The organism is Metapseudomonas otitidis, assembly GCF_900111835.1.
Lineage (GTDB): Bacteria > Pseudomonadota > Gammaproteobacteria > Pseudomonadales > Pseudomonadaceae > Metapseudomonas > Metapseudomonas otitidis.
In genome coordinates, this window is record NZ_FOJP01000010.1 from 184,864 (window position 1) to 211,747 (window position 26,884).

Below are 26,884 nucleotides of genomic sequence, written 5' to 3' on the forward strand. Positions count from 1 at the left end.
TCCGATGGGTGGGGGTCTGCCCCAAAACCGCCGGACCTTAGCAAAACGCAGCCCGGCGGCCCAAGCCCGGGGGTGTAAGCGCAGGTGTCGCTGCGCCCTGGGCCGTCACGTTCAGGGGGTGTAGGCACCGATGAAGATGGCCGGGTCGACCCGCACGTCATTCAGGCTGACGTTCCAGTGCATGTGCGGCCCGGTGGCCCGGCCGGTGGCGCCGACGCGCCCCACCACGCCGCCGCGTGGCAGTGCCTGGCCGAGCTTAACGTCCACCTTGGACAGGTGGCAGAACATGCTGATCAGCCCCTGGCCGTGATCGACGAAAACCGTCTTGCCGTTGAAGAAGTAGTCGCCGATGAGGATGACCTTGCCGGCCGCCGGTGCCTTGATCGGGGTGCCGGCTCCCACTGCGAAGTCCAGGCCGGAGTGCGGGTTGCGCTCCTCGCCGTTGAAGAAGCGGCGCAGGCCGAAGGGGCTGGAGAGCGGGCCGTTCACCGGCTTGTCGAACAGCAGGTTGCTCGGCGTGCCGGGGCTGAAGCTGCGGTAGGCGCGGGTCTGTTCCGCCAGTTCGCGGTCGATGCGCTTCAGGTCCTCGGGCAGCGGGTTCACCTGGCGGGTGTTCTTCAGGGTGATGCGCTGTTCCTTGTAGTGGCGGGTGCCGACCGTGAAGGCCAGGCGGCGACCGTCGCTCACCTCGATGCGCTGTTCGCCAGCGGCGGTGCCCAGTGGGATGCCGACGATGGCGATCCAGTCGCGCCCCTCTTCCTTGACCACCAGCACCGGCTTGCCCTGGTAGCGTGCCGTGGGCGCCTGGGCACCCTGGCCGAGCTGGACCACGGCGACACCGCCGGGCACCGGCTTGTCCAGCAGGCGGGTGATGAAGCCCTCGGCCTGGACGGGGAGGGCAACGAGGAGAAGCAGGGCGAGCAACAGGCGCATCGATCAGTCCAGCAGTGAGAGGGTGACGGGGGCCAGGTGGTTGTCCTCGACCCGTACCTCCAGCTCGCCTTCGCCGAGGCGTGCCTTGAGGCGTTGGCCGGGCTGGGTCTGGCTGGCGCTGCGGATGGCCTGGCCGCGCTCGTCGAGGAGGATGCTGTAGCCGCGGCCGAGGGTGGCCAGGGGGCTGAAGGCGTGCAGCGTCTGCACCTGGCTCTGCAGTTCCAGGCGACGGGTACCGAGGGTTTCGCGCATGGCCCGGGGCAGTCGCGCGGTCAGGGCGTCGAGGCGCTGGCGCAGCAGGCCGAGGGCGCGCCCCGGGTGCTGGGCCGCCAGGCGCGTCTCCAGGCGGGCCAGACGCTCGCGGCGCTGGCTCACTTGGCGGTCGAGGGCGCGTTGCAGGCGCATCTCCAGGTCATCCAGGCGCTGGGCCTGCTGGCGCAGCCGTTCGCCCGGGTGGCGCAGGCGTCGGGTCAGCCCGTCCAGGCGCAGGTGCTGGTGGGCGATCAGCTGGCGCATGCGCAGCAGCAGGCGGCGCTCCAGGCCCTCCAGGCGCTGGCGCAGGCCGCTGGAGTCCGGTGCCAGCAGCTCGGCGGCCGCAGAGGGCGTCGGCGCGCGAACGTCGGCGACGAAGTCGCTGATGGACACATCCGTCTCGTGGCCCACGGCGCTGACGATGGGGGTCTTGCAGGCGGCGACGGCGCGGGCCACGGCCTCTTCGTTGAAGCACCAGAGGTCTTCGAGGGAGCCGCCGCCCCGGGCCAGGATGAGCGCGTCGAAGCCCTGGGCATCGGCCAGGGCCAGGGCGCGGACGATCTGCGCGGTGGCTTCACGGCCCTGCACGGCGGTGGGCACCAGGGTCAGGCTGACCTGGAGCGCACGGCGGCGGAACACGCTGATGATGTCGCGGATCACCGCGCCGGTGGGGGAGGTGACGATGCCCACGCGCTGGGGGTGTGCCGGCAGCGGGCGCTTGCGCTCGGTGGCGAACAGGCCCTCGCCGGCGAGCTTCTCCTTGAGCGCTTCGAAGGCCAGGCGCAGGGCGCCGTCACCGGCTGGCTCAACGGCGTCGGCGATCATCTGGTAGTCGCCACGGCCTTCGAAAAGCGAGACCTTGCCCCGCACCTTCACCGCCAGCCCGTCACGCAGGGCCTGGCGCACCTTGAGGGCGTTCTGCCGGAACAGCGCACAGCGCACCTGGGCCTGGCTGTCCTTGAGGGTGAAATAGAGGTGGCCGGATGCGGGCCGGGCGAGGTTGGAGATCTCGCCTTCCACCCAGACCTGGGGGAACACGTCCTCCAGCAGGTGGCGGGCACGCTGGTTCAGTTGGCTGACGGTCAGCACCTCGCGATCGAGGCCCAGCCGTTGGAAGGGGTCCTTGTACATGGCGCGGGATGATACGGGCGCACGGGGATGGCGCCAATGCGCACGCGTCAGTCTTCGACGCGCACCACGCGCACGGGGAAACCCAGGCGGTCGGCGAAGCCGTCGAGGAAGGCGCGGGTGAAGCCGGCCTCTACCCAGTGGTTGAAGATGAAGGCCAGGTTGGAGAAGCCGCAGGGCTGCAGGTAGAGGAAGCCGTTGATGTCGTCCTCGAAGCCGCATTTGGGGCAGGTGAAGTTGTCGGTCTCGCCCGGCCACCAGGCTTCCAGGCTGTCGAACAGCGGCTCGCCGATCTCCCGGCGGCATTCCGGGCAGCCAGCCTCGCTGAGGAAACCGCGCACCGGGGTATAGATGCAGCGCTTGTCGACGATCTCCAGGCCGCAGCCCGGCTGGCCGATAGGCAGGCGCTCGGGATGTTCCACCACGCGGCGGGCACCGGCAGCGGGGGCGTGCAGCGCGCGGTTGCCGCCCCGGCCGAAGGCGCTCGGGACCGCCTCGACCACGCCGCTCTGCACCAGCCAGCGCAGCAGGCGCCCGGCGAGGACCTGGTGGCCGGGCACGCTGGAGACCTGGGGAACGATGATCAGCTGACGGGTTTCCATGGCCGGCTCCGGTGGACGAGGGCGCGCAGCTTACCCGCCCCGCCGGCCTCGTCAATCGGCGGTGGTCGGGTCGCTGGCAAGGTGCTGGCAGAGGTGCTCCACCAGGCCCCGGTCCAGGGCGCGGGTCTCGCTGCGCCATGCCAGGGCGACCTCGCTGTCGGCCTGGGGATCGGCCAGCGGCAGGAAGCGCACGTCGGCAGGGGCGATGCGGCTCATGGAGGCCGCCACCAGGGCCACGCCAAGGCCGGCTTCGATCAGGTGCAGCTGGCTGGTCTTGCGCGACACCACCCGCGCGGCACGGGGAAAGAAGCCTTCCCGCAGGCACAGTTCGGCGGCGCGGTAGCTCAGCCCGCCCCGTTGCAGGTGGGGGATGGAGACGAAGGCTTCTTCACGCAGATCAGTCAGGGGCACCGGCCCGTCGCGTCGCGCCAGCGGGTGGTCGACGGCGACCGCCAGCAGCAGGGGCTCGCGGTACAGCGGGCGGAGACTCAACCCGGGGTGCTGGCGCAGGACCGGCAGGCGCAGCAGGCAGGCGTCCAGGCGCCCTTCGCGCAGGTCCGCCAGTTGCTGTTCGGAGGATTGCTGGATGAGTTCGAGGCTGACGCCGGGGTGCGCTTCCAGGTAGCTGCACAGTGCCGCCTGCAGCGGGGCGACCAGCGGCACGGAGCTGGAGTGGCCCAGGCGCAGGCTGCCGTGCTGCCCCTGGCCGACCTGGCGGGCCAGGTCGCTGGCGGCTTCCAGGTCCAGCAGCAGGCGCCGGGCCCGGGGCAGGAAGGCCTGGCCGGCTTCGGTCAGCGTCACCTGGCGCGGGCCGCGCAGCAGCAGTTCGGTGCCCAGGTCGTCCTCCAGCTCACGCAGTTGGCGGCTCAGGGCGGATTGGGCGATGAACAGGCGCTCCGCCGCACGGCTGAGGCTGCCGGCGTCGACGATTTCCACGAAGTAGCGCAGTTGGCGAAGGGAGACCATCGATCCATGCCTTTTCGAGATAGAGAGAAGGCTTGGATTGTATTGGTGAGATGGCAGGCGTGCTCGTTAGAGTCCACCTGTTTTTCGTAAGGAGCCGTTCATGCACCTGTTTGAGCTGTTGGGGGCGCTGCCGTTCACGCCGCTGGAGTGGCTGCTGCTGGAAGGTGTCATCGCGCTGGCCTATGTGGTCTTCGGCATCGCCGGGTTCGGTACGGCGCTGGTGGCCGCGCCCTTGCTGGTGGGTTGGCTGCCGTTGTCCCAGGTGATCCCGTTGCTGGTGCTGCTGGATTTCACCGCCTCGTTCGGCAACTGGCTGCCGGCGCGTCGGTCGGTGTCGGGTAGCGAGTTGCGCCGGCTGCTGCCCTTGATGGCGTTGGGTTGCGGGGTAGGGGTCTATGGCCTGGCGACCTTGCGCTCGGAGCTGTTGATGCTGCTGCTGGGGGTGTTCGTCTGCCTCTATGCCGTGTATTCGCTGTTCCTCCAGCCGGTGCGCCGTGCGCCGATGGCGGTGGGCTGGGTGGTGCCGTTCGGGCTGTTCGGCGGTTTGTTCGGGGCCTTGTTCGGCAGTGGCGGCTTCCTCTATTCCCTCTACCTGAGCGGGCGGCTGGAGGCGAAGGAGCAGATCCGCGCCACCCAGAGCGCGCTGATCGGGTGCAGCACCTTCGTCCGCCTGGGGTTGTTCCTGCTGGCGGGCTTCTATGCCGATGCCTCGTTGCTGCTGATCGCCCTGTGCCTGCTGCCGGGGATGGCCGCCGGGTTGTGGGTGGGGCGGCGGGTGACGTTGCGCCTGTCGCGGGAGGCGTTCGTCCGGCTGGTGACCTGGCTGGTGCTGTGCAGTGGGGTGGCGCTGGTGGCGCGTTATCTGACGCAGGCATGAGACCTGTCGTCGGTATGTGATGGCCAATTGAGCGCCCGTGCGCAGCTGGGATATAATGCCGCGCTTCCAATTTTCCCGCCTGGGAGCCCCCGCCATGCTGCGCATCAGCCAAGAAGCCCTTACCTTCGACGACGTACTCCTGATCCCGGGGTATTCCGAGGTCCTGCCGAAGGACGTCAGTCTCAAGACCCGACTGACCCGTGGCATCGAACTGAACATTCCCCTGGTATCCGCCGCGATGGATACCGTGACCGAAGCCCGGCTGGCCATCGCCATGGCTCAGGAAGGCGGCATCGGCATCGTTCACAAGAACATGACCATCGAGCAGCAGGCTTCCGAGGTCCGCAAGGTCAAGCGTCACGAGACCGCCATCGTCCGTGACCCGGTCACCGTCACCCCTTCCACCAAGATCCTCGAACTGCTGCAGATCGCCCGCGAGTGCGGCTTCTCCGGCTTCCCGGTGGTGGAAGAGGGCGAGCTGGTCGGCATCGTCACCGGTCGCGACCTGCGCGTGAAGCCGAACGTCGGCGACACCGTGGCAGCGATCATGACCCCCAAGGACAAACTGGTCACCGTCCACGAGGGCACCCCGCTGGACGACATCAAGGCCAAGCTCTACGAGAACCGCATCGAGAAGATGCTGGTGGTGGACGAGAACTTCTACCTGCGTGGTCTGGTCACCTTCCGTGACATCGAGAAGGCCAAGACCTACCCGCTGGCCTCCAAGGACGAGCAGGGCCGCCTGCGCGTCGGCGCAGCGGTCGGCACCGGCGCCGACACCGGCGAGCGCGTCGCAGCCCTGGTTGCCGCAGGCGTCGACGTGGTGGTGGTGGACACTGCCCACGGCCACTCCAAGGGCGTGATCGACCGCGTTCGCTGGGTCAAGGAAACCTACCCGCAAGTCCAGGTGATCGGCGGCAACATCGCCACCGGCGAAGCCGCCAAGGCCCTGGCTGAGGCCGGCGCCGATGCGGTCAAGGTCGGCATCGGCCCGGGCTCCATCTGCACCACCCGTATCGTCGCCGGCGTCGGCGTACCGCAGATCTCCGCCATCGCCAACGTTGCCGCCGCTCTGGCCGGCACCGGCGTTCCGCTGATCGCCGACGGCGGCATCCGCTTCTCCGGCGACCTGTCCAAGGCCATCGTGGCCGGCGCGTCCTGCGTGATGATGGGCTCCATGTTCGCCGGTACCGAAGAGGCGCCGGGCGAGGTCGAGCTGTTCCAGGGCCGTTCCTACAAGGCCTACCGCGGCATGGGCTCGCTGGGTGCCATGGCGCAGTCCCAGGGCTCGTCCGACCGCTACTTCCAGGATTCCGCCGCCGGTGCCGAGAAGCTGGTACCGGAAGGCATCGAAGGCCGCGTGCCGTACAAGGGCAGCCTGACCGCCATCGTCCACCAGCTGATGGGCGGCCTGCGCGCCTCCATGGGCTACACCGGCTGCGCCACCGTCGAAGAGATGCGCACCAAGCCGCAGTTCGTGCGCATCACCGGTGCCGGCATGGCCGAGTCCCACGTGCATGACGTGCAGATCACCAAGGAAGCGCCGAACTACCGGGTCGGCTAACTGACACTTCACTGGAGCTGGAGGCTGGGGGCTGGACGGACAAGTTTTCGTCCAGCCTTCAGCCTTCAGCGTTTCAGCCACTTTCCCAGGGGAAGCACATGGCTCATCAAGACATCCACGCTCACCGCATCCTGATCCTCGACTTCGGTTCCCAGTACACCCAGCTGATCGCCCGCCGCGTTCGCGAGATCGGCGTGTACTGCGAGATCCACCCGTTCGACATGGAAAACGATGCCATCCGCGCCTTCGCACCCAAGGGCATCATCCTTGCCGGCGGCCCGGAGTCGGTGCATGAGGCCAACAGCCCGCGCGCCCCGCAGGCGGTGTTCGACCTCAACGTCCCGCTGTTCGGCATCTGCTACGGCATGCAGACCATGGCCGAGCAGCTCGGCGGCAAGGTCCAGGGTTCCGACCTGCGCGAATTCGGCTACGCCCGTGTCGACGTGGTCGGCAAGGCGCGCCTGCTGGACGGCATCGAAGATCACGTCGACGCTGACGGCCTGCTGGGCCTGGACGTGTGGATGAGCCACGGCGACAAGGTCACCGCCATGCCCGAGGGCTTCCACATCCTCGCCAGCACCCCGAGCTGCCCCATCGCCGCCATGGCCGATGACGCCCGCGCCTACTACGGCGTGCAGTTCCACCCGGAAGTGACCCACACCAAGCAGGGCGGTCGCATCCTCTCCCGCTTCGTGCTGGACATCTGCGGCTGCGCCGCGCTGTGGACCCCGTCGAACATCGTCGAAGACGCCATCGCCACCGTGCGCGCCCAGGTGGGCAGCAACAAGGTGCTGCTGGGCCTGTCCGGCGGCGTCGACTCCTCCGTGGTCGCGGCCCTGCTGCACAAGGCCATCGGCGACCAACTGACCTGCGTCTTCGTCGACAACGGCCTGCTGCGTCTGCACGAAGGTGACCAGGTGATGGCCATGTTCGCCGAGAACATGGGCGTGAAGGTCATCCGCGCCAACGCCGAGGACAAGTTCCTGGGCCGCCTGGCCGGCGTTGCCGACCCGGAAGAGAAGCGCAAGATCATCGGCCGCACCTTCATCGAGGTCTTCGATGAGGAAGCCACCAAGCTGCAGGACGTGAAGTTCCTCGCCCAGGGCACCATCTACCCGGACGTGATCGAGTCGGCTGGCGCCAAGACCGGCAAGGCCCACGTGATCAAGTCCCACCACAACGTCGGCGGCCTGCCGGAAGACATGCAGTTCGAACTGGTCGAGCCGCTGCGCGAACTGTTCAAGGACGAGGTGCGCAAGATCGGCCTCGAACTGGGCCTGCCCTACGACATGGTCTACCGCCACCCGTTCCCGGGCCCGGGCCTGGGCGTGCGCATCCTCGGCGAGGTGAAGAAGGAGTACGCCGACCTGCTGCGTCGCGCGGACCACATCTTCATCGAGGAGCTGCGTGCCTTCGACTGGTACCACAAGACCAGCCAGGCCTTCGTGGTGTTCCAGCCGGTGAAATCCGTGGGCGTGGTCGGTGACGGCCGTCGCTACGCTTGGGTCGTCGCCCTGCGCGCCGTGGAAACCATCGACTTCATGACCGCGCGCTGGGCGCACCTGCCCTACGAGCTGCTGGAGAAGGTTTCCAACCGCATCATCAACGAGATCGAAGGCATCTCCCGCGTCACCTACGACGTGTCGAGCAAGCCGCCGGCGACCATCGAGTGGGAGTGATCCAGCTCCCCTGATCGCTGGATGAACGAAGGCGCGGACCGCTCAGGCGATCCGCGCCTTTTTCGTGTGGTGGCCCTGCGACCGTCCCTCGCCTGATGCCTTGTGTCGCAGACATTTCTTGAGAATGAGCAGCAGTTGATCCGTATAATCATTACAGATCATTGCTGAGTTCAGAGGAGTGGTTACATGTCGGTACGTCTCGCAACTGCGTTGGCCCGCGCCTGTGGCGCCGGCCTGCTGTCCTTCGGCCTGCTGCTGCCGCTGGCGGCCCGCGCCGATGACGCAGTGACCCTGACCCTCTACAACGGGCAGCACGAAGCCACCGGCAAGGCCGTGGCCGACGCCTTCACTAAGGCCACTGGCATCCAGGTACGCATCCGCAAGGGCGGTGGTGGCCAGTTGGCCAACCAGATCGCCGAGGAAGGCGAGCGCTCGCCCGCCGACATCATCTACACCGAGGAAGCGCCGCCGCTGATCAAGCTGGCCAACCAGGGCCTGCTGGCCAAGGTGGACGACGCGCTGCTCAAGCAGGTCGAGCCGCAGTACGCCGACCCTGCCGGCCACTGGATCGGCGTCACCTCCCGGGTCCGCGTGCTGGCCTACAACCCCAAGGAGCTGGGCGACCAGCCCCTGCCGCAGAGCGTGCTCGATGTCGCCGATCCGGAGTGGAGCGGCAAGATCGCCTTCGTGCCCAGCAGTGGTGAGTTCCTCGGCCAGGTGGCCGCGATCATCAAGCTGCAGGGCCGCGAGAAGGCCGAGGAGTGGCTGACCGGCCTGAAGGCCTTCGGCTCCACCTACACCAACAACGTCATCGCCATGAAGGCGGTGGAGAACGGCGAAGTCGCCGCCGCCCTGATCAACAGCTACTACTGGATGGCGCTGAAGAAGGAGAAGGGCGAGCTGAACAGCAAGCTGCACTACTTCGCCGATGGCGATGCCGGCGGCCTGGCCAGCGTGTCCGGCGTGGCTGTGGTGAAGGCCAGCAAGCACCCGAAGGAGGCCCAGCAGTTCGTGGCCTTCATGCTCAGCGAAGAAGGCCAGAAGGCCATCCTCAGCCAGTCGGCCGAATACCCGGTGAACCCGAAGGTGCCGGCTGATCCGCTGCTCAAGCCCTACGACCAGCTGCGCCCGCCGAAACTCAGCGCCTCCGACATCGGCCTGGCCGAGGACGCCCTGGAACTCGAACGCGAGGTCGGGCTGAACTGATGCACGCCGAAGCCGTCGACCCGGCGCTGCCGGACACACCCTCGCTGGTGCCCAGCCGCCGGCGACGCACGCCGCCGATCTGGCTGCAGGTGCCGGTCATGGCGCTGCTGCTGGTGGCGGCCCTGCCGCTGTTCTACGTGGCGGTGCGCAGCTGGGAGTCCGGCTGGCACACCGCCTGGCAGCTGCTGTGGCGGCCCTTCGTGTTCCACCTGCTGGGCAACACCCTGAAGCTGATGGTGGCAGTCACCGCCGGCTGCGCGCTGCTCGGCCTGGCGCTGGCCTGGTGCGTGGAGCGCAGCGACCTGCGCGGTCGCCGGCAGTGGAACGTGCTGCTCTGCCTGCCGTTCGCCATCCCGGCCTTCGTCGCCGGCTTCAGCTGGATTTCCCTCAGCCCGCTGTTCGAGGGGCTGTGGGGCACGGTGCTGGTGATGGTGCTGTCCAAGTACCCGCTGGTGTACCTGCCGGTGATGGCCACCCTGCGCAACCTCGACCCGGCCCTGGAAGAGTCCGCGCGCATGCTCGGCTACACCCGGCGCCAGGTGTTCTGGCGGGTGACCCTGCCGCTGCTGCGCCCGGTGCTGATGGGCACCAGCCTGCTGGTGGCGCTGCACATGCTGGTGGAGTTCGGCGCGCCGTCGATCATGCGCTACCAGACCTTCACCACCGCCATCTATCAACAGTTCGAACTGGAGTTCAGCAACGCCAACGCGGCGATGCTCTCCGCCCTGCTGCTGGCCCTGTGCATGCTGCTGATGGGCCTGGAGCTGCGCCTGCGTGGCCGTGGCCATGCACGCACCGGACAGGGCGTGGCGCGGCGCATCGCGCCGGTGCGCCTGGGGCACTGGGACTGGCTGGTGCAGGGGGTACTGGTGGCCCTGGTGGTAGTGGGTTCGCTGGTGCCGCTGGTGACCCTGGGCTTCTGGATTCATGAAGGCAGCTCCGCCGCCTTCCCGCTCGGCGACATCCTCCGCACCCTCGGCTCGTCCCTCTATCTTTCCTTCGGCGGGGCGCTGATCAGCTGCCTGCTGGCCCTGCCGGTGTGCCTGGTGGTGGTGCGCTACCACGGGCGCCTGGCGCGCCTGGCGGATCGCCTGCCGTACCTGCTGCATGCGCTGCCGGGGCTGGTCATCGCGTTGTCCCTGGTGTTCTTCGCACTGGGCTATGCGCCGTCGTTGTACCAGACCACCCTGCTGTTGCTGGTGGCCTACGCCCTGCTGTTCATGCCCATGGCCCAGTCGCCGTTGCGGGTGGCCCTGGAGAAGGCCTCGCCACAACTGGAGGAAGCCGCCCGGACCCTGGGTCAGACGCCGTTCCTGGCCTTCCTGCGGGTGACCTTGCCGATCATCTTCCCGGCCATCGGTGCTGGCTTCGTGCTGGTGTTCCTCGATTGCATGAAGGAGCTGACCGCCACCCTGATCCTCGGCCCCACCGGGCTGGACACCCTGGCGACCGCCGTGTGGTCGCACACGGCCAACCTGGAATACGCCGCGGCGGCGCCCTATGCGGCGCTGATCGTGCTGGTGTCCGGCCTGCCGGTGTACCTGCTCACCACGCGCGCCTACCTCGGGCGCCGTGGCTGATCCCGCTGTGGCATCGCGCCACGGCGGGCGGCCGCCCCGCAAGGGGAGGGCTGTGCGAAAATGCGCGACCTGCGAGCGGCCCCCGGGCCGCGATGATGAGGCCGCCAACAGAGTGGCCGCGTAACGCCTGATGGGCCCGATGCCTTACTGACAGGAGCCTGCACCCGTGTCATTCACCCGCAGACAGATTCTCGGTGGCCTCGTCGGCCTCGGCGTGGTCGGTCTTGGTGCCGGTGGCGCCGCCCGCTACTGGCTGGGCCGTTCCCTCGATGCCAAGACCCACGATTACGAACTGATCGCCGCCCCCTTCGACCTCGAACTGGTCCCCGGCCACACCACACCCGCCTGGGGCTATGGCGGCCAGGCGCCGGGCGTGGAACTGCGCTCGCGCCAGGGCGACTGGCTGCGGGTGCGCTTCATCAACAAGCTGGACGAGCCCACCACTGTCCACTGGCATGGCATCCGCCTGCCGCTGGAGATGGACGGCGTGCCCTATGTGTCGCAGCTGCCGGTGCTGCCGGGCGAGTACTTCGACTACCGCTTCCGCACCGACGATGCCGGCAGCTTCTGGTACCACCCCCACGAGTCCAGTGCGGTGCAGCTCGGGCGCGGGCTGGTCGGGCCGCTGATCGTCGAGGAGCGCGAGCCGTCCGGCTTCCGTCATGAGCAGGTGCTCTCGCTGAAGACCTGGCACGTGGATCAGGAAGGCGCTTTCACCGCCTTCAGCGTGCCCCGCGAGGCCGCGCGCGAAGGCACCCGGGGCCGGCTCACCACCATCAACGGCAAGCCCACGCCGACCCTCGACCTGCCGGCCGGGCAGGTGGTCCGCCTGCGCCTGCTGAACCTGGACAGCACCATCACCTACCGGCTCAACCTGCCGGGCGCCGAGGTGCGCATCTACGCCCTGGACGGCCACCCCATCGAGCCGCGCCCGCTGGGCAAGGAATACTGGCTGGGCCCGGGCATGCGCATCGAGCTGGGCATCAAGGTGCCGGAGGCGGGCCAGGAGCTGTCCATGCGCAACGGGCCGCTGCGCCTGGCCACACTGCGCAGCGTGCCGAGCAACGAGCCGGCCGGTGACTGGCCAGCTGCACTGCCGCCGAACCCGATTCCCGAGCCCGACCTGGCCAAGGCCGAGACGCTGAGCTTCCGCTTCGAGTGGGCGGCCACCCTGGTCAGCGCTGCCGGCAAGCCCAGCAACTACTGGCAGATCAACGGCAAGGCCTGGGACATCAACGACAAGACCTGCGCCGACCGGCCCATCGCGACCCTGAAGAAGGGCGGCCACTACATCTTCGAGCTGCGCAACATGGCCCAGTACCTGCACCCCATCCACCTGCACGGCATGTCCTTCAAGGTGCTGGATTCGGACCGCAAGTCGATCATCCCGTACTTCACCGACACCTACCTGCTGGGCAAGAACGAGACCGCGCGCATCGCGCTGGTGGCGGATAACCCCGGTGTGTGGATGTTCCACTGCCACGTGATCGACCACATGGAAACCGGCCTGATGGCCGCCATCGAGGTGGCCTGACCGTGCGCCAGCCGATGTTCATCGACCGCAGCCAGGACGAGCGCTTCATGCAGGAGGCGCTGGCCCTGGCCGCCGAGGGTGCGGCCCTGGGCGAGGTGCCCGTGGGCGCGGTGGTGGTGCACGACGGGCAGGTGGTGGGGCGCGGCTTCAACTGCCCCATTTCCCGCCACGACCCCAGCGCCCATGCCGAGATGGTGGCGATCCGCAACGCGGCTCAGGCGCTGGAGAACTACCGGCTGGTGGGGGCCATCCTCTACGTCACCCTGGAGCCCTGCAGCATGTGCGCCGGGCTCATCGTCCACTCGCGCATCGCCCGGGTGGTCTACGGTGCCACCGAGCCGAAGGCTGGGGTGGCGATCAGCCGTGGCCAGTTCTTCGAGCAGGCCTTCCTCAATCACCGGGTGCTGGTGGAGGGCGGGGTGCTGGGGGAGGCCTGCAGCGAACTGCTGTCCGGTTTCTTCCAGGCCCGTCGCGCCGCCCGTCGGGAGACCTGACAGCCTGCGACCAAGGTCGCAGGCTGTCAGTCTTGTCCTACAGAAATGCTGTGTTAAGGTGCGCGGCCGCCAGAAGTGGCGTCCTAGAGCGGTTCTTTGGTGAATCGAGCTGGGAGGTTGCATTGCCAGGAGGCGCCCGCAGTACCGTTGTCCCGCAGTGCCCGTTTTCGACGATGACGCAAGGCCGTGGCAGTTCGGTGTGGCCCTCCTGATCCGTTGAATGTTGTCGAGGGTGCTGTGATGAGTGAAACGCAAGTGCGGTCCCACCTCGGGGCGGCGGAAGAGGGCGCAGTCGATGCGTCCGGGCTGGAGGTCAAGCGACTGACCTTCCTCGAAGCGGTGGCCATGATCGTGGGCACCAACATCGGCGCCGGCGTGCTGTCCATGGCCTACGCCAGCCGCAAGGCCGGCTTCATGCCGCTGTTGCTGTGGCTGGCGGTGGCCGGCGTGTTCACCACCATCTCCATGCTCTACGTCTCCGAGACGGCCCTGCGCACCCGCACCCACTCCCAGTTGAGCGGCCTGGCCCAGCGCTACGTGGGCTCGTTCGGCTCCTGGGCGATCTTCCTGTCGGTGGCGGTCAACAGCATCGGTGCACTGATCGCCTACATGAGCGGCAGCGGCAAGATCCTCGCGGCCTTCCTCGGCATCAGCCCGGCGGTGGGCAGCCTGGTGTTCTTCATTCCGGCCGCGCTGGTGCTCTACCTAGGCCTGGGTGCCATCGGCAAGGGCGAGAAGTTCATCAGCATCGGCATGGTCAGCATGATCGTGCTGCTGGTGGTGGCGACCCTGCTCAACGAGCACACCGACGTGGCGCGCTTGCTGGAAGGTGACTGGATCTACATGGTGCCGGTGTTCAACATCGCCGTGTTCTGCTTCTCCGCGCAGTACATCGTCCCGGAGATGGCCCGTGGCTTCAGCCACGCGCCGGAGCAACTGCCCAAGGCGGTGATCACCGGTATGGTGCTGACCTTCTGCCTGCTGGCCATCGTGCCGATGTCGGTGATCGCCCTGACCGGCCTGGACGGCCAGACCGAAGTGGCCACCCTGGCCTGGGGCGAGGCGCTGGGCCAGTGGGCGTTCTACACCGCCAACACCTTCGCCCTGTGCGCCATGCTCACCTCCTACTGGGGCCTGGGCGGCAGCTTCCTGACCAACATCTTCGACAAGTTCCATGCCCTCGGCTCCGAGTCCCAGCCCAAGACCCGCCTGGTGGTGCTGGGCATCGTCTGCGTGCCGCCCTTCGTGCTCGCGTACAGCGGCATGGTCGGCTTCGTGAACGCCCTGTACTTCGCCGGCGCCTTCAGTGGCGTGATCCTCTCCATCATGCCGATCCTCATGCTGCGCTCGGCCCGCCGCCAGGGTGACCTGCAGCCGGCCTGGTCCTGTGGCTGGATCGCCCACCCGGCCATCCAGGTGGTGATCGTGATGATCTACCTGGCCAGCGCGGCCTATGCGATCTGCAGCGCGCTGAACCTGCTGCCTTCGGGTTGGTAAGACCCCCAGGTACGAGAAAGCCCGGCATCTGCCGGGCTTTTTTGTGGGGGCGGTTCGAGCTTCAGAGCTTCTCGTTGGCACCGTCCGCCGGCGGCGTCTTGTCGATGCCCGGCACGTGGAGGCTGCCCTCGGCCACTTCGGTGCCTTCCATCTGCGGCTGGGTCACCCAGGTGAGGATGTCGTAGTAGCGGCGGATGTTCTGCACGAACTGCACCGTCTCGCCGCCCCGTGCATAGCCGTAGCGGGTCTTGCGGTACCACTGCTTCTGCGAGAGACGCGGCAGCATCTGCTTCACGTCGAGCCACTTGTTGGGGTTCAGGCCTTCGGCTTCCGCCAGCTTGCGGGCGTCGCCCAGGTGGGCGATGCCGATGTTGTAGGCGGCCAGGGCGAACCAGGTGCGATCCGGCTCCTTGAGGTCGTCCGAGAGGCCTTCCTTGATCATGGCGAAGTACTTGCTGCCGCCGCCGATGCTCTGGCGGGCGTCCAGCCGGTTGGACACGCCCATGGCCTTGGCGGTGTCCTGGGTCAGCATCATCAGGCCGCGCACGCCGGTCTTGGAGGTGGCGGTGGGTTGCCAGAGCGACTCCTGGTAGCCGATGGCGGCCAGCAGGCGCCAGTCCACCTGGTTGCTCTGGGAGGCCTGGCGGAAGTGCTGTTCGTACTTGGGCAAGCGTTGCTGCAGGTGCTTGGCGAAGGTGTAGGCGCCGACGTAGCCGAGGACGTCGACATGGCCGTAGTAGCGATCCTTCAGGCGCTGCAGGGTGCCGTTCTGCTTGGCCTTGTCGAGGAAGCCGTTGACCTGGTCGAGCAGGCTGTTGTCCTCGCCGGGCGCGACGGCCCAGGCCAGGTTGCTGGCGTCGCCCAGGTCGAAGGCGACGCGCACGTTGGGGAAGTAGACCTGGTTCATGGCCAGCTCGTTGGAATCCACCAGGGTCAGGTCGATCTGGCCTTCATCCACCATGCGCAGCAGGTCGACGATCTCGACTTCGTCGGATTCCTCGTAGTTCAGCTCCGGGTACTGGGCCTTGAGGGCGGCGAGCTGTTCGGCATGGCTGCTGCCCTTGAGCACGAGGATGCGCTGGCCCACCAGGTCTTCCGGGCGGGTAGGGCGGCGTTCGCCGTTGCGGTAGATGACCTGGGGGGTGACCTCCAGGTACGGGTGGGAAAAGCGCACCTGGCGCTGGCGGGCATCGCTGGCCACCAGGCCGGCGGCGGCCAGCACCGGACCCTTGGCCTGGCCGAGGCGGCCGAAGAGGTCGTCGATGTTGTCGGCGGTCTCGATTTCCAGGCGCACGCCCAGGTCATCGGCGAAGCGCTTGACCAGTTCGTACTCGAAACCGGTTTCGCCGTTGCGGTCCTGGAAGTAGGTGGCGGGGCTGTTGCGGGTGACCACGCGTAGGACGCCCTCCTCCTGGATGCGCTCGAGGGTATTGGGCTGTTTGCAGCCGCCGAGCAGCAGGAGGATTCCGGTCGCCATCAGCCACAGGGCACGGCGCGTGCGGAACACGGGTGGGGTGAACATCGGCGCAGTATACGCAAACGCCGTTTCTTGCCATATCTCGACAGCGAGATTCTTCTCTGCTAACCGAAACGGCTTGAGGCGCCGTGGGACGGGGAATACAGCGTCCTCAGAGCCTGCTGTCGTCCCGCCTTGTCGAAGGTGCCGAAAAGAGGTCCTTTAGGCTAGAATGCACGGCCTCCAAGTACACCCCTTCCCAGAGGCTGTCCCGACGATGTTGATCCTGCGCGGTGCCCCCGCCCTTTCCGCCTTCCGTCACGGCAAACTGCTCGAGCAACTGACCCAGAAGGTACCCGCCGTCTCCGGTCTGTACGCCGAGTTCGCCCACTTTGCCGAAGTCACCGGCGTGCTCGACGCCGCTGAGGAGAAGGTGCTGGCACGGCTGCTCCAGTACGGGCCGAGCGTACCGGTGCAGGAGCCCGCAGGGCGCCTGTTCCTGGTGGTCCCGCGTTTCGGCACCATCTCGCCCTGGTCCAGCAAGGCCACCGACATCGCCCGCAACTGCGGCCTGGCGAAGATCCAGCGCATCGAGCGCGGCATCGCCTATTACGTTGCCGGCCAGTTGTCGGACGCCGATGCACAACTGATCGCCAGCGTCCTGCACGACCGCATGACCCAACTGGTGCTGGGCGAGCTGGAAGCCGCGTCCGCCCTGTTCAGCCATGCCGAGCCCAAGCCGCTCACCGTGGTGGACGTCCTGGGTGGCGGTCGCGCCGCCCTGGAGAAGGCCAACGTCGAGCTGGGCCTGGCCCTGGCCGATGACGAGATCGATTACCTGGTGAAGAGCTTCAACGAAATGGGGCGCAACCCCCATGACGTCGAGCTGATGATGTTCGCCCAGGCCAACTCCGAGCACTGCCGCCACAAGATCTTCAACGCCAGCTGGGACATCGACGGCCAGGCGCAGGAGAAGAGCCTGTTCGGCATGATCAAGAACACCTACGAGATGAACCGCGAAGGCGTGCTGTCCGCCTACAAGGACAACGCGTCGGTCATCGAGGGCTTCACCGCCGGTCGCTTCTTCCCCGACCCGGCCACCCGCCAGTACGGCGCGACCGAAGAGCCCGTGCATATCCTGATGAAGGTGGAGACCCACAACCACCCGACCGCCATCGCCCCGTTCCCCGGTGCCTCCACCGGCTCCGGTGGCGAGATCCGTGACGAAGGCGCTACCGGTCGCGGTGCCAAGCCGAAGGCCGGCCTGACCGGCTTCACCGTCTCCAACCTGCAGATCCCCGGCTTCGAACAGCCCTGGGAGAAGCCCTACGGCAAGCCCGAGCGCATCGTCACCGCGCTGGACATCATGATCGAGGGCCCGCTGGGCGGTGCCGCGTTCAACAACGAGTTCGGCCGCCCTGCGCTGAACGGCTACTTCCGCACCTTCGAGCAGGCGGTCCAGTCGCCCCGTGGCGAAGAAGTGCGTGGCTACCACAAGCCGATCATGCTGGCTGGCGGCATGGGCAACATCCGTGCGGACCACGTGCAGAAGGCCGAGATCTCCATCGGCGCCAAGCTGATCGTCCTCGGTGGCCCGGCCATGCTCATCGGCCTGGGTGGTGGCGCTGCGTCCTCCATGGCCACGGGCGCCAGCTCCGCCGACCTGGACTTCGCCTCCGTGCAGCGTGACAACCCCGAGATGGAGCGTCGCTGCCAGGAAGTGATCGACCGCTGCTGGCAACTGGGCGCCGAGAACCCCATCAAGTTCATCCACGACGTGGGTGCCGGCGGCATCTCCAACGCCCTGCCGGAGCTGATCAACGACGGCGGCCGCGGTGGTCGCTTTGAACTGCGCGCTGTGCCCAACGACGAGCCGGGCATGAGCCCGCTGGAGATCTGGTGCAACGAGTCCCAGGAGCGCTATGTGCTCTCGGTCGATGCCGCTGACTTCGAGCGCTTCAAGGCCATCTGCGAACGCGAGCGCTGCCCCTTCGCGGTGGTCGGCGAGGCCACCGAGGAGCCGCACCTCACCGTGGCCGACAGCCACTTCGGCAACAAGCCGGTGGACATGCCGCTCAACGTGCTGCTGGGCAAGCCGCCGCGCATGCACCGCAGCGTCACCCGTGAAGCCGAGCAGGGCGATGACTTCGACGCCAACACCGTTGCGCTGGAAGACGCCGTGTCCCGCGTGCTGCGCCACCCGGCCGTGGCCAGCAAGAGCTTCCTGATCACCATCGGCGACCGCACCATCACCGGCCTGGTGGCCCGCGACCAGATGGTCGGCCCCTGGCAGGTGCCGGTGGCCGACTGCGCCGTGACCGCCACCAGCTTCGACGTCTACACCGGCGAAGCCATGGCCATGGGCGAGCGCACCCCGCTGGCCCTGCTGGATGCCCCGGCGTCCGGCCGCATGGCCGTCGGCGAGGCCATCACCAACCTGGCGGCGGCACGCATCGAGAAGCTTTCCGACATCAAGCTGTCCGCCAACTGGATGGCCGCTGCCGGCCACCCCGGCGAAGACGCGCGCCTGTACGACACGGTCAAGGCCGTGGGCATGGAGCTGTGCCCTGCGCTGGGCATCACCATCCCGGTGGGCAAGGACTCCATGTCCATGAAGACCCGCTGGCAGGACGAGGGTGTGGACAAGTCCGTCACCTCGCCGCTGTCCCTGGTCATCTCCGGCTTCGCCCCGGTGCAGGACGTGCGCCGCACCCTGACCCCGCAGCTGCGCCTGGACAAGGGCGACACCGACCTGATCCTCATCGACCTGGGCCGTGGCCAGAACCGCATGGGCGGCTCGATCCTCGCCCAGACCTACACCAAGCTCGGCCAGGCCGCGCCGGACGTGGATGATGCCGAGGACCTGAAGGCCTTCTTCGCGGTGATCCAGGGCCTGAACCAGGACGGCCTGCTGCTGGCCTACCACGACCGTTCCGACGGTGGCCTGATGACCACCGTGCTGGAAATGGCCTTCGCCGGCCACTGTGGCCTGGACCTGCAACTGGACGCCCTGGCCGATGCCGCCGCCGAGCTGCCGGCCGTGCTGTTCAACGAGGAGCTGGGTGCCGTCATCCAGGTCCAGCAGGGCGCCACCGCCGAGGTGCTGGCCCAGTTCAGCGCCGCCGGCCTGGGCGATTGCGTGGCGGTGATCGGCCGTCCGCTCAACAGTGCCAGCGTCGCCATCGCCTTCAATGGCGAGGCGGTCTTCACCGGCGAGCGCCGCATGCTGCAGCGCCAGTGGGCCGAGACCAGCTACCAGATCCAGCGCCTGCGTGACAACGCCGTGTGTGCCGACCAGGAGTTCGACGTCCTCCTCGACGAAGAGAACCCCGGCCTGAGCGCCAAGCTGTCCTTCGACGTCAACCAGGACATCGCTGCGCCCTACATCAAGAAGGGTGTGCGTCCCCAGGTGGCGATCCTGCGCGAGCAGGGCGTCAACGGCCAGGTGGAGATGGCGGCGGCGTTCGACCGTGCCGGCTTCTCGGCCATCGACGTGCACATGAGCGATATCCTCGCCGGTCGCATCAGCCTGGAAGACTTCAAGGGCCTGGTGGCCTGCGGTGGCTTCTCCTACGGCGACGTGCTCGGTGCCGGCGAGGGCTGGGCCAAGTCCATCCTCTTCAACGCCCGTGCCCGCGATGGCTTCCAGGCCTTCTTCGAGCGCAAGGACAGCTTCGCCCTGGGCGTGTGCAACGGTTGCCAGATGATGTCCAACCTGCACGAGCTGATCCCCGGCACCGAGTTCTGGCCGCACTTCGTGCGCAACCGCTCGGAGCAGTTCGAGGCGCGCGTCGCCATGGTGCAGGTGCAGGAGTCGGCCTCGATCTTCCTGCGTGGCATGGCCGGTTCGCGCATGCCCATCGCCATCGCCCACGGTGAGGGCCATGCCGAGTTCGAGAGCGAGGAAGCCCTGCTGGAAGCGGACCTGTCCGGTTGCGTGTCCCTGCGCTTCGTCGACAACCACGGCAAGGTCACCGAGAGCTACCCGGCCAACCCCAACGGCTCGCCCCGTGGCATCACCGGCCTCACCAGCCGCGACGGCCGCGTGACCATCATGATGCCGCACCCGGAGCGCGTGTTCCGCGCCGTGCAGAACTCCTGGCGCCCCGACGAGTGGCAGGAAGACGCCGGCTGGATGCGCATGTTCCGCAACGCGCGTGTCTGGGTCGACTGACGACCCTGCCGGTCCTCCTCTCCCGGCCCCGGGGGAGGAGGGCAGGCTGCCCGAAGTGCGCCAGGTCGAGCCTGGCGTGCGCCTCCTGCTCTGCCGCTGTGGGCATTCGCCCCGGCTTCCCGACTGTCCCCTCGATTGTCGACAAGGGCTCGCCTTCCAGGTCGAGCGCCCGCGTATCCTCCTGCTCTGTCGTTGTGGTCGATCCCGTCGCCTGCCCTGGTGCGATGGCAGCCATGCGCCCGAAGCCGTCGGTTTCAAGGCGCGTTGGCGGCGCTTCTGGGCCGGACGGTGAACCGTCGTTTTTTCCGGACCCGGCTGAACGCGACACCTTCCCGTTAGTCGAATGGCGGGTCGATTCCACGGATTCATAAAATCTTGGCGGACGGCCTCGATTAAGTGGCATCATCGTGCCATCACTGTCCAGCCTGTAATTTCCTGACGGAGTTATTGATGTACAAGCTGTGCTTCTATGTGCCGGAGTCCCATGTCGAACCCGTCAAGCAGGCGGTCTTCGCAGCGGGTGGAGGGCGCATCGGCGCCTATGACAGCTGCTCCTGGCAGGCCCTGGGTCAGGGGCAGTTCAGGCCCCTCGATGGCGCCGATCCGTTCATCGGCCAGGTGGGGCAGGTCGAGCACCTGCCCGAGTGGAAGGTGGAGATGGTGGTAGCCGACGAGCTGATCCACGATGCGGTGCGGGCCCTGAAGAAGGCCCATCCCTACGAGACCCCGGCCTTCGAGGTGTGGCGGTTGTCGGACCTGGTGTTCTGAACTGATCGGCCAGGCATGAAAAAGGCGCCTTCAAGGCGCCTTTTCTATTGGGGCTGGGCTCAGGGGCGGATCTCGATCAGCGTCCCGTCCTTCACCAGGCTCCAGATCTCGCGCATGTCGGCGTTCTTCATGGCGATGCAGCCTTCGGTCCAGTCGAGGGTGTGGAAGTACCACTCGGGGTACTCCTCGTCCAACGGGGTGCCGTGGATCATGATCATGCCGCCCGGGGGCACGCCCTTCTCGCGGGCCAGTTTGGCGTCGCGGGCATTGGGGTAGGAGATGTGCATGGCCAGGTTGAACTTGTCGCTGGTCTTGCGCCAGTCGATCCAGTAGAAGCCCTCGGGGGTGCGCTGGTCGCCCTCGCGCAGCTTCGGCCCGTTGGGCTGCTTGCCCAGGGAGATGCGGTAGCTCTTGAGGATGTCGCCGCGATTCATGAGCAGCAGCTTGCGCTCGGACTTCACCACCAGCACCTTGTCGATGGGCTTGCCGCCCAGGGCGGGTGCAGCGCTGGCGTGGGAAAGGGTGGTGAACAGGAAAACAAAGGCTAGGAGCATCCAGCGCATCTACAGCATCCCCGGGAACACGTGTTGGCAGCGATCAGGCTTTCTTGTCATGGGCCACCAGAGGGGCCAGCGGTTCGTTGCGCACCGGGTAGACCTGCTGCACCCGGTCGGCGAAGAAGCATTCTAAGGTACGGCCCACAGTGGGAAAAGCCAGCTCGGACCAAGGGATCTCGTGCTCGTGGAACAGCCGCACCTCGAGGCTTTCCTCGCCAGCGGCGAAGTCCAGGTCGGTGAGGTCGGCGAGGAACAGGGTGTAGACCTGGCTGATGTGGGGCAGGTCGAACAGCGTATACAGGCGCAGGTTGTGGACCCGGGCGCAGGCCTCTTCGGCGGTTTCCCGGGCGGCGGCCTGTTCCATGGTCTCGCCGTTCTCCATGAAGCCGGCCGGCAGCGTCCAGTAGCCACGGCGGGGCTCGATGGCCCGGCGGCACAGCAGCACCTGCTGGCCCCAGACCGGCAGGCAGCCGGAGACGATGCGCGGGTTCTGGTAGTGCACCGTGTCGCAGGCATCGCAGACGTGACGCAGGCGGTTGTCGCCCTGGGGGATGCGTTGCACCACGGGGGTGCCGCACTGGCTGCAGAACTTCATCGGGGGCCCTCGGTTGGAGGTCGTCATCTTGGCGCGCCGGCCAGGGGCTCGGCAAGCGGGGCGGGTGGCTGGATCGAAGGGCGGAACGGGGCTTGGGGGCCCCTGGCGGTTCGTGCCATGATGCCCGGCACAACAAGAGACCGAGACCTTCCATGCTGGATGAGCTTCTCCGCCGGGTGCGGAGCCATTCCCCCACCGACCTGCCCATCGAGCGCAGCTTTCCCGAAGCGGCGGTGCTGGTGCCGGTGACCCGCAGCGACGACCCCGAACTGATCCTGACCCTGCGCGCCAGTGGCTTGTCCACCCATGGCGGCGAGGTGGCCTTTCCCGGTGGACGACGTGACCCCGAGGACCACGACCTGATCCACACCGCCCTGCGCGAGGCGGAAGAGGAGATCGGCCTGCCGCCAGGCCTGGTGGAAGTGGTCGGGCCCTTGAGCACCCTGGTGTCCCGCCACGGCATCAAGGTCACGCCCTATGTCGGGCTGGTGCCCGATTACGTCGAGTACCACGCCAACCGGGGCGAGATTGACTCGGTGTTCAGCGTGCCGCTGTCGTTCTTCCGTGATGACCCCCGCGAGGTCACCCACCGCATCGACTACCTCGGGCAGAGCTGGTACGTGCCCAGCTATCACTACGACGGGTACAAGATCTGGGGCCTCACCGCGATCATGGTGGTGGAGCTGGTCAACCTCATCTTCGATGCCGGCATCGAGCTGCGCGAGCCGCCGGAATCCTTCGTCAAACTCACCTGAGTCCCGCATACAGGAGCGCCTGATGAAATACCGCCTGGGCAACGCCCGTGTCGAAACCCATCCAGACAGCTGGATCGCCCCCGACGCCTCGGTGATCGGCAAGGTGCGCCTGGAGGCGGGCGCCAGCGTCTGGTTCGGTGCCGTGCTGCGCGGCGACAACGAGCTGATCCACATCGGCGAGCACTGCAACGTGCAGGACGGCGCGGTGATGCACACCGACATGGGCTACCCGCTGACCCTCGGCAAGGGCGTCACCGTCGGTCACAACGCCATGCTCCACGGCTGCACGGTCGGCGACTACAGCCTGGTCGGCATCAATGCGGTGATCCTCAACGGGGCGAAGATCGGCAAGTACTGCATCATCGGCGCCAACGCGCTGATCGCCGAGGGTAAGGAAATACCCGATGGCTCGCTGGTGATGGGCTCTCCCGGTAAAATCGTCCGCGAGCTGACCGAGCCACAGAAGAAAATGCTCGAAGCCAGTGCCGCCCACTACGTACACAACGCCCAGCGCTACGCCCGCGAGCTGGTCGAACAGGAAGACTGATGGAAATCGAACGCCCCGTACCGTCCCCTTGCGTACACGTCTGTGCGCTGGACGATGACGATACCTGCATCGGGTGCCAACGCAGCATTGATGAAATCAGCCGTTGGGGGCGTATGGACAACACCGAGCGCCGCGAGGTCCTGGCCCGTTGCCTGGAGCGCGCGCGCGACAAGGGCCAGTTGATGGCCTGACCCTTCCAGGCGCCGGTTGCGCCGGCGCCTCACCGACTCTTCATCCTTCGAGGAAACACCGATGCCCCGTATTGGAACCCCGCTGTCGCCGAGCGCGACCCGTGTACTGCTCTGCGGCTCTGGCGAGCTGGGCAAAGAAGTGGTGATCGAACTGCAACGCCTGGGCGTTGAAGTCATCGCCGTGGACCGCTACGAGAACGCACCGGCCATGCAGGTCGCCCACCGCAGCCATGTCATCAGCATGCTGGACGGCGAGGCCCTGCGCCGTGTCATCGAGCTGGAAAAGCCGCACTACATCGTGCCGGAGATCGAAGCCATCGCCACCGCCACCCTGGTTGAGCTGGAGGCCGAGGGCTACACCGTCATTCCCACTGCCCGCGCCGCGCAGCTGACCATGAACCGCGAGGGCATCCGGCGCCTGGCGGCCGAGGAACTGGGCCTGCCCACCTCGCCCTACCACTTCGCCGATACCTTCGAGGACTACCGCGCCGCCGTGGCCAGCGTCGGCTACCCCTGCGTGGTCAAGCCGATCATGAGCTCCTCCGGCAAGGGCCAGTCCGTGCTGAAGAGCGACGCCGACCTGCAGAGCGCCTGGGACTACGCCCAGGAAGGCGGCCGGGCTGGCAAGGGCCGGGTCATCGTCGAGGGCTTCATCGACTTCGACTACGAGATCACCCTGCTCACCGTGCGCCACATCGGCGGCACCACCTTCTGCGCACCCATCGGCCACCGCCAGGTGAAGGGCGACTACCACGAGTCCTGGCAGCCCCAGGCCATGAGCCCGAAGGCGCTGGCCGAGTCCGAGCGCGTGGCCAAGGCCGTGACCGAGGCACTGGGCGGCCGTGGCCTGTTCGGCGTGGAGCTGTTCGTCAAGGGCGACCAGGTGTGGTTCAGCGAGGTCTCGCCGCGCCCCCATGACACCGGCCTGGTGACCCTGATCTCCCAGGACCTCTCCGAGTTCGCCCTGCACGCGCGCGCCATCCTCGGCCTGCCGATCCCGGCCATCCGCCAGCAGGGGCCGTCGGCTTCCGCCGTCATCCTGGTGGAAGGCAAGTCCGGCGAAGTCAGCTTCGGCAACCTCGCCGCCGCACTGAGCGAGCCGGACACCGCGCTGCGCCTGTTCGGCAAGCCGGAAGTCGATGGCCAGCGCCGCATGGGCGTAGCCCTGGCGCGTGACGAGTCCACCGACCTGGCCCGCACCAAGGCGACCCGTTCCGCCCAGGCGGTCGACGTCAAGCTGTGAGCCGCTGGGCCGGGGCGCTCTGGTGGGCATCGGCGGTCACGCTGATGCCCCTCATGCTGCCCCTCGCCCTGCATACCCGGCGCACCGCCCTGCGCCTGCCGCCGGCATCAGGCCCCGAGCAGGGGGTGGCGGGCGCGGGGTTCGCCGGTGAGCCGATGCGGCTGCTGGTGATCGGCGAGTCCACCGTCGCGGGTGTCGGAGTCGACCTGCTCGAACGGGCACTTCCGGGGCAACTGGCCAATGCGCTGTCGCGCCGCCTGGAGCGCCCGGTAGCCTGGCGGGCCTGTGGGGAGAACGGCATCACCGCCGTGGAGGCCTGCGAGCGCCTGTTGCCGCAGGTGGCCGACGAGGCGCCCGACCTGGTGGTGATGGCCTTCGGCGTCAACGACACCACCCATTTCACTTCGCGATCCCGTTGGCGCCAGGCGCTGGAAGGGCTGGGCAGGCCCTTCCTCCAGCGTGGCGCCTGCGTGGCCTTTTCCGCCGTGCCGCCGCTCGGTCACTTCCGGGCCTTGCCCTGGCCGCTGCGCCTGCTGCTGGGCTGGCGTGCGCGCTTGATGGACCGGGTGCTGGCGGAGACGACCAGCCCCATGGGCGCCCTTCATTGCACCGCCACCCTGGCGATGCGCCCCGACTACCTGGCGATCGATGGCTACCATCCGTCCGAGCTGGGCTGCGAGGTCTGGGCCGGCCTGCTGGCCGACCGCTTGTGGCTCGAGATGGTGCCGCAACCGCCCTTGGCTGCGGCAGCCGGTTAACGCGGGCCGGACAGGTCCCGGTCGCGAGTTTCCTTCAGGCACAGCACGGCCAGCAGGCTGAGCAGCGCCGCTGCCGATACATAGCCCCCCACCCATGACAGGCCGCCGAGGCTGACCAGCTTCTGGGCGAAGAACGGCGCCACCGAAGCGCCCACGATGCCCCCCAGGTTGTAGGCCGCCGAGGCGCCTGTGTAGCGCACCGGGGTGGGAAACAGCTCGGGCAGCAGCGCGCCCATGGGGGCGAAGGTCATCCCCATCAGGAACAGCTCCAGGCTGAGGAACAGGGTCACCGAAAGGGTGGACCCTTGGGTCAGCAGCGGCTCCATGGTGAAACCGGAGAGGATCGCCAGCACACAGCCGCCGATCAGCACCGGCTTGCGCCCGAAGCGGTCGCTGAGCCAGGCCGAGAGCGGGGTGGCCGCCGCCATGAACAGCACCGCGAAGCACAGCATGCCGAGGAAGCTCTCGCGGCTGTAGCCGAGGCTCGCCACGCCGTGGCTGAGGGAAAACACCGTGGAGATGTAGAACAGCGCGTAGCACACCACCATCGCCAGAGCGCCCAGCAGGATCGGGCGCCAGTGGCTGGCAAAGGCTTCCACCACCGGCAGCTTCACCTGGCGATGCTGGGCCAGGGCCTGGGCGAAGACCGGGGTTTCCTCCAGCTTCAGGCGCACATAGAGACCGACCATCACCAGCACGGCACTGAGCAGGAAGGGAATGCGCCAGCCCCAGGCCCGGAACTGCTCGTCACTGAGCAGCAGCGCCAGGGAGAGGAACAGGCCGTTGGCGGCGAGGAAACCGATGGAGGGGCCGAGTTGCGGGAACATGCCGAACCAGGCGCGCTTGCCCGGTGGCGCGTTCTCGGTGGCCAGCAGCGCCGCACCGCCCCATTCGCCCCCCAGCCCCAGGCCCTGGCCGAAGCGCAGCAGGCACAGCAGGATCGGTGCCCAGGCGCCGATGCTGTCGTAGCCGGGCAGCACACCGATCAGGGTGGTGGAAACCCCCATCAGCAGCAGGGAGGCCACCAGGGTCGACTTGCGTCCGATACGGTCGCCGAAGTGCCCGAACAGGGCCGAGCCCAGCGGCCGCGCGAGGAAGGCGATGCCGAAGGTGAGGAAGGCCGAGAGCATCTGCGCGGTGCCGGATGTCTGCGGGAAGAACACCGTGCCGATCACCAGGGCGGCGGCGGTGGCGTAGATATAGAAGTCGTAGAACTCGATGGCCGTGCCGATGAAGCTGGCCGTGGCGACGCGGGCGGGCGAGTTCGCGGGAGGCGTGGTGGCCGGAGTCTCGGTGCAGGCAGTGGAAGTCATGCGGTTGTCCCCTGGCGGGCGTCGGCACGGGCGACACCCCTGGTATTGGCGTGTGGACTGAGGGGCTGGGGCGAGGTCGGCGGATAGCCGGCTTCAGGGCCTTGCGACTGCTCCGTTGCGGCGGGTGGCGACAGGGCAGGGTGGTCTCAGGTGGCCGGGTCTGGCCGTGGCGGGGGCGGGTAGCCGGTGCGCGAGAGGGGCTGGATGAGCCGAGG

24 protein-coding genes are annotated in these 26,884 nt (G+C 67.7%); 16 read left to right on the plus strand and 8 right to left on the minus strand.

Going from position 1 to position 26,884, the window contains the following annotated elements; all coding sequences use genetic code 11:
* Window positions 1–111 precede the first annotated feature (111 nt).
* The 4 genes from BM198_RS14730 to BM198_RS14745 are packed head-to-tail and all read right to left on the minus strand — an operon-like array spanning window position 112 to window position 3,881.
* Window positions 112–933, minus strand: coding sequence for a peptidoglycan DD-metalloendopeptidase family protein (locus tag BM198_RS14730; RefSeq protein ID WP_074970889.1), 822 nt, complete (start codon window positions 931–933; stop codon window positions 112–114).
* Between the two features lie 3 nt (window positions 934–936).
* Window positions 937–2,316: an exodeoxyribonuclease VII large subunit gene (gene xseA, locus BM198_RS14735; protein ID WP_074970891.1), complete on the minus strand. Its 1,380-nt coding sequence runs from the start codon at window positions 2,314–2,316 to the stop codon at window positions 937–939.
* Between the two features lie 47 nt (window positions 2,317–2,363).
* Entirely contained in the window at window positions 2,364–2,915 is a 552-nt protein-coding gene (locus BM198_RS14740) for a sugar ABC transporter ATPase (protein ID WP_074970893.1), read from the minus strand.
* A 51-nt stretch (window positions 2,916–2,966) separates the two neighbouring features.
* On the minus strand, window positions 2,967–3,881 hold the full coding sequence (locus BM198_RS14745) for a LysR family transcriptional regulator (protein ID WP_074970895.1): 915 nt from the start codon (window positions 3,879–3,881) through the stop codon (window positions 2,967–2,969).
* 100 nt (window positions 3,882–3,981) lie between these two features.
* On the opposite strand from BM198_RS14745, the gene BM198_RS14750 reads away from it, so the two are divergent.
* The 8 genes from BM198_RS14750 (at window position 3,982) to BM198_RS14785 (ending at window position 14,312) form a co-directional block, all read left to right on the plus strand.
* Complete coding sequence (locus BM198_RS14750) at window positions 3,982–4,758, plus strand: sulfite exporter TauE/SafE family protein (RefSeq protein WP_074970897.1); 777 nt, start codon at window positions 3,982–3,984, stop codon at window positions 4,756–4,758.
* A gap of 94 nt (window positions 4,759–4,852) precedes the next feature.
* The gene (gene guaB / locus BM198_RS14755) at window positions 4,853–6,322 is read left to right on the plus strand and encodes an IMP dehydrogenase (protein ID WP_044405951.1); all 1,470 of its coding nucleotides are present in this window, start codon (window positions 4,853–4,855) and stop codon (window positions 6,320–6,322) included.
* Window positions 6,323–6,420: 98 nt separating this feature from the next.
* Window positions 6,421–8,001 carry a glutamine-hydrolyzing GMP synthase gene (gene guaA, locus BM198_RS14760; RefSeq protein WP_044405949.1) on the plus strand — a complete coding sequence of 527 codons (1,581 nt, stop codon included), beginning with the start codon at window positions 6,421–6,423 and terminating at the stop codon, window positions 7,999–8,001.
* Between the two features lie 186 nt (window positions 8,002–8,187).
* Window positions 8,188–9,207 carry an extracellular solute-binding protein gene (locus BM198_RS14765; RefSeq protein WP_074970899.1) on the plus strand — a complete coding sequence of 340 codons (1,020 nt, stop codon included), beginning with the start codon at window positions 8,188–8,190 and terminating at the stop codon, window positions 9,205–9,207.
* Window positions 9,208–9,305: 98 nt separating this feature from the next.
* Window positions 9,306–10,787 carry an ABC transporter permease gene (locus BM198_RS14770; RefSeq protein ID WP_232060875.1) on the plus strand — a complete coding sequence of 494 codons (1,482 nt, stop codon included), beginning with the start codon at window positions 9,306–9,308 and terminating at the stop codon, window positions 10,785–10,787.
* A gap of 166 nt (window positions 10,788–10,953) precedes the next feature.
* The gene (locus BM198_RS14775; protein WP_074970901.1) at window positions 10,954–12,321 is read left to right on the plus strand and encodes a multicopper oxidase family protein; all 1,368 of its coding nucleotides are present in this window, start codon (window positions 10,954–10,956) and stop codon (window positions 12,319–12,321) included.
* A gap of 2 nt (window positions 12,322–12,323) precedes the next feature.
* Complete coding sequence (tadA, locus tag BM198_RS14780; protein ID WP_074970903.1) at window positions 12,324–12,815, plus strand: tRNA adenosine(34) deaminase TadA; 492 nt, start codon at window positions 12,324–12,326, stop codon at window positions 12,813–12,815.
* 240 nt (window positions 12,816–13,055) lie between these two features.
* Entirely contained in the window at window positions 13,056–14,312 is a 1,257-nt protein-coding gene (locus BM198_RS14785) for an aromatic amino acid transport family protein (RefSeq protein ID WP_044405941.1), read from the plus strand.
* A 61-nt stretch (window positions 14,313–14,373) separates the two neighbouring features.
* Here BM198_RS14785 and mltF read toward each other — a convergent pair whose 3' ends face one another.
* Entirely contained in the window at window positions 14,374–15,834 is a 1,461-nt protein-coding gene (gene mltF, locus BM198_RS14790) for a membrane-bound lytic murein transglycosylase MltF (protein ID WP_044405939.1), read from the minus strand.
* Between the two features lie 211 nt (window positions 15,835–16,045).
* Here mltF and purL point away from each other — a divergent pair, with 211 nt between their 5' ends.
* From purL to BM198_RS14805, 3 genes are all read left to right on the plus strand, one after another.
* Window positions 16,046–19,942, plus strand: a complete 3,897-nt coding sequence (purL, locus tag BM198_RS14795; RefSeq protein WP_074970905.1) for a phosphoribosylformylglycinamidine synthase — start codon at window positions 16,046–16,048, stop codon at window positions 19,940–19,942.
* 76 nt (window positions 19,943–20,018) lie between these two features.
* The gene (locus BM198_RS14800) at window positions 20,019–20,234 is read left to right on the plus strand and encodes a CDGSH iron-sulfur domain-containing protein (protein ID WP_244165697.1); all 216 of its coding nucleotides are present in this window, start codon (window positions 20,019–20,021) and stop codon (window positions 20,232–20,234) included.
* A 158-nt stretch (window positions 20,235–20,392) separates the two neighbouring features.
* Window positions 20,393–20,710, plus strand: a complete 318-nt coding sequence (locus tag BM198_RS14805) for a YqfO family protein (RefSeq protein ID WP_044405934.1) — start codon at window positions 20,393–20,395, stop codon at window positions 20,708–20,710.
* Window positions 20,711–20,769: 59 nt separating this feature from the next.
* Here the strand turns inward: BM198_RS14805 and BM198_RS14810 are convergent, their stop codons facing one another.
* Together BM198_RS14810 and BM198_RS14815 are read right to left on the minus strand one after the other, a co-directional pair.
* Window positions 20,770–21,273: a L,D-transpeptidase family protein gene (locus BM198_RS14810; protein ID WP_069559298.1), complete on the minus strand. Its 504-nt coding sequence runs from the start codon at window positions 21,271–21,273 to the stop codon at window positions 20,770–20,772.
* Between the two features lie 34 nt (window positions 21,274–21,307).
* Entirely contained in the window at window positions 21,308–21,862 is a 555-nt protein-coding gene (locus tag BM198_RS14815) for an NUDIX hydrolase (RefSeq protein WP_044405930.1), read from the minus strand.
* Window positions 21,863–22,014: 152 nt separating this feature from the next.
* Here BM198_RS14815 and BM198_RS14820 point away from each other — a divergent pair, with 152 nt between their 5' ends.
* The 5 genes from BM198_RS14820 (at window position 22,015) to BM198_RS14840 (ending at window position 25,356) form a co-directional block, all read left to right on the plus strand.
* Complete coding sequence (locus BM198_RS14820; RefSeq protein ID WP_074970907.1) at window positions 22,015–22,617, plus strand: CoA pyrophosphatase; 603 nt, start codon at window positions 22,015–22,017, stop codon at window positions 22,615–22,617.
* A gap of 22 nt (window positions 22,618–22,639) precedes the next feature.
* A complete protein-coding gene (locus BM198_RS14825; protein WP_074970909.1) occupies window positions 22,640–23,164 on the plus strand; it encodes a gamma carbonic anhydrase family protein in 525 nt (174 codons plus the stop codon).
* Window positions 23,164–23,355, plus strand: a complete 192-nt coding sequence (locus BM198_RS14830; RefSeq protein ID WP_377744843.1) for a DUF1289 domain-containing protein — start codon at window positions 23,164–23,166, stop codon at window positions 23,353–23,355. Before BM198_RS14825 ends, BM198_RS14830 begins: the two co-directional genes overlap by 1 nt.
* 61 nt (window positions 23,356–23,416) lie before the next feature.
* The gene (purT, locus tag BM198_RS14835; protein ID WP_074970913.1) at window positions 23,417–24,598 is read left to right on the plus strand and encodes a formate-dependent phosphoribosylglycinamide formyltransferase; all 1,182 of its coding nucleotides are present in this window, start codon (window positions 23,417–23,419) and stop codon (window positions 24,596–24,598) included.
* Between the two features lie 44 nt (window positions 24,599–24,642).
* Window positions 24,643–25,356, plus strand: coding sequence for an SGNH/GDSL hydrolase family protein (locus tag BM198_RS14840; RefSeq protein ID WP_394328345.1), 714 nt, complete (start codon window positions 24,643–24,645; stop codon window positions 25,354–25,356).
* Here the strand turns inward: BM198_RS14840 and BM198_RS14845 are convergent.
* Complete coding sequence (locus BM198_RS14845) at window positions 25,353–26,669, minus strand: MFS transporter (RefSeq protein WP_074970917.1); 1,317 nt, start codon at window positions 26,667–26,669, stop codon at window positions 25,353–25,355. The two genes, BM198_RS14840 and BM198_RS14845, sit on opposite strands and share 4 nt — an antisense overlap.
* Between the last annotated feature and the right edge of the window lie 215 nt (window positions 26,670–26,884).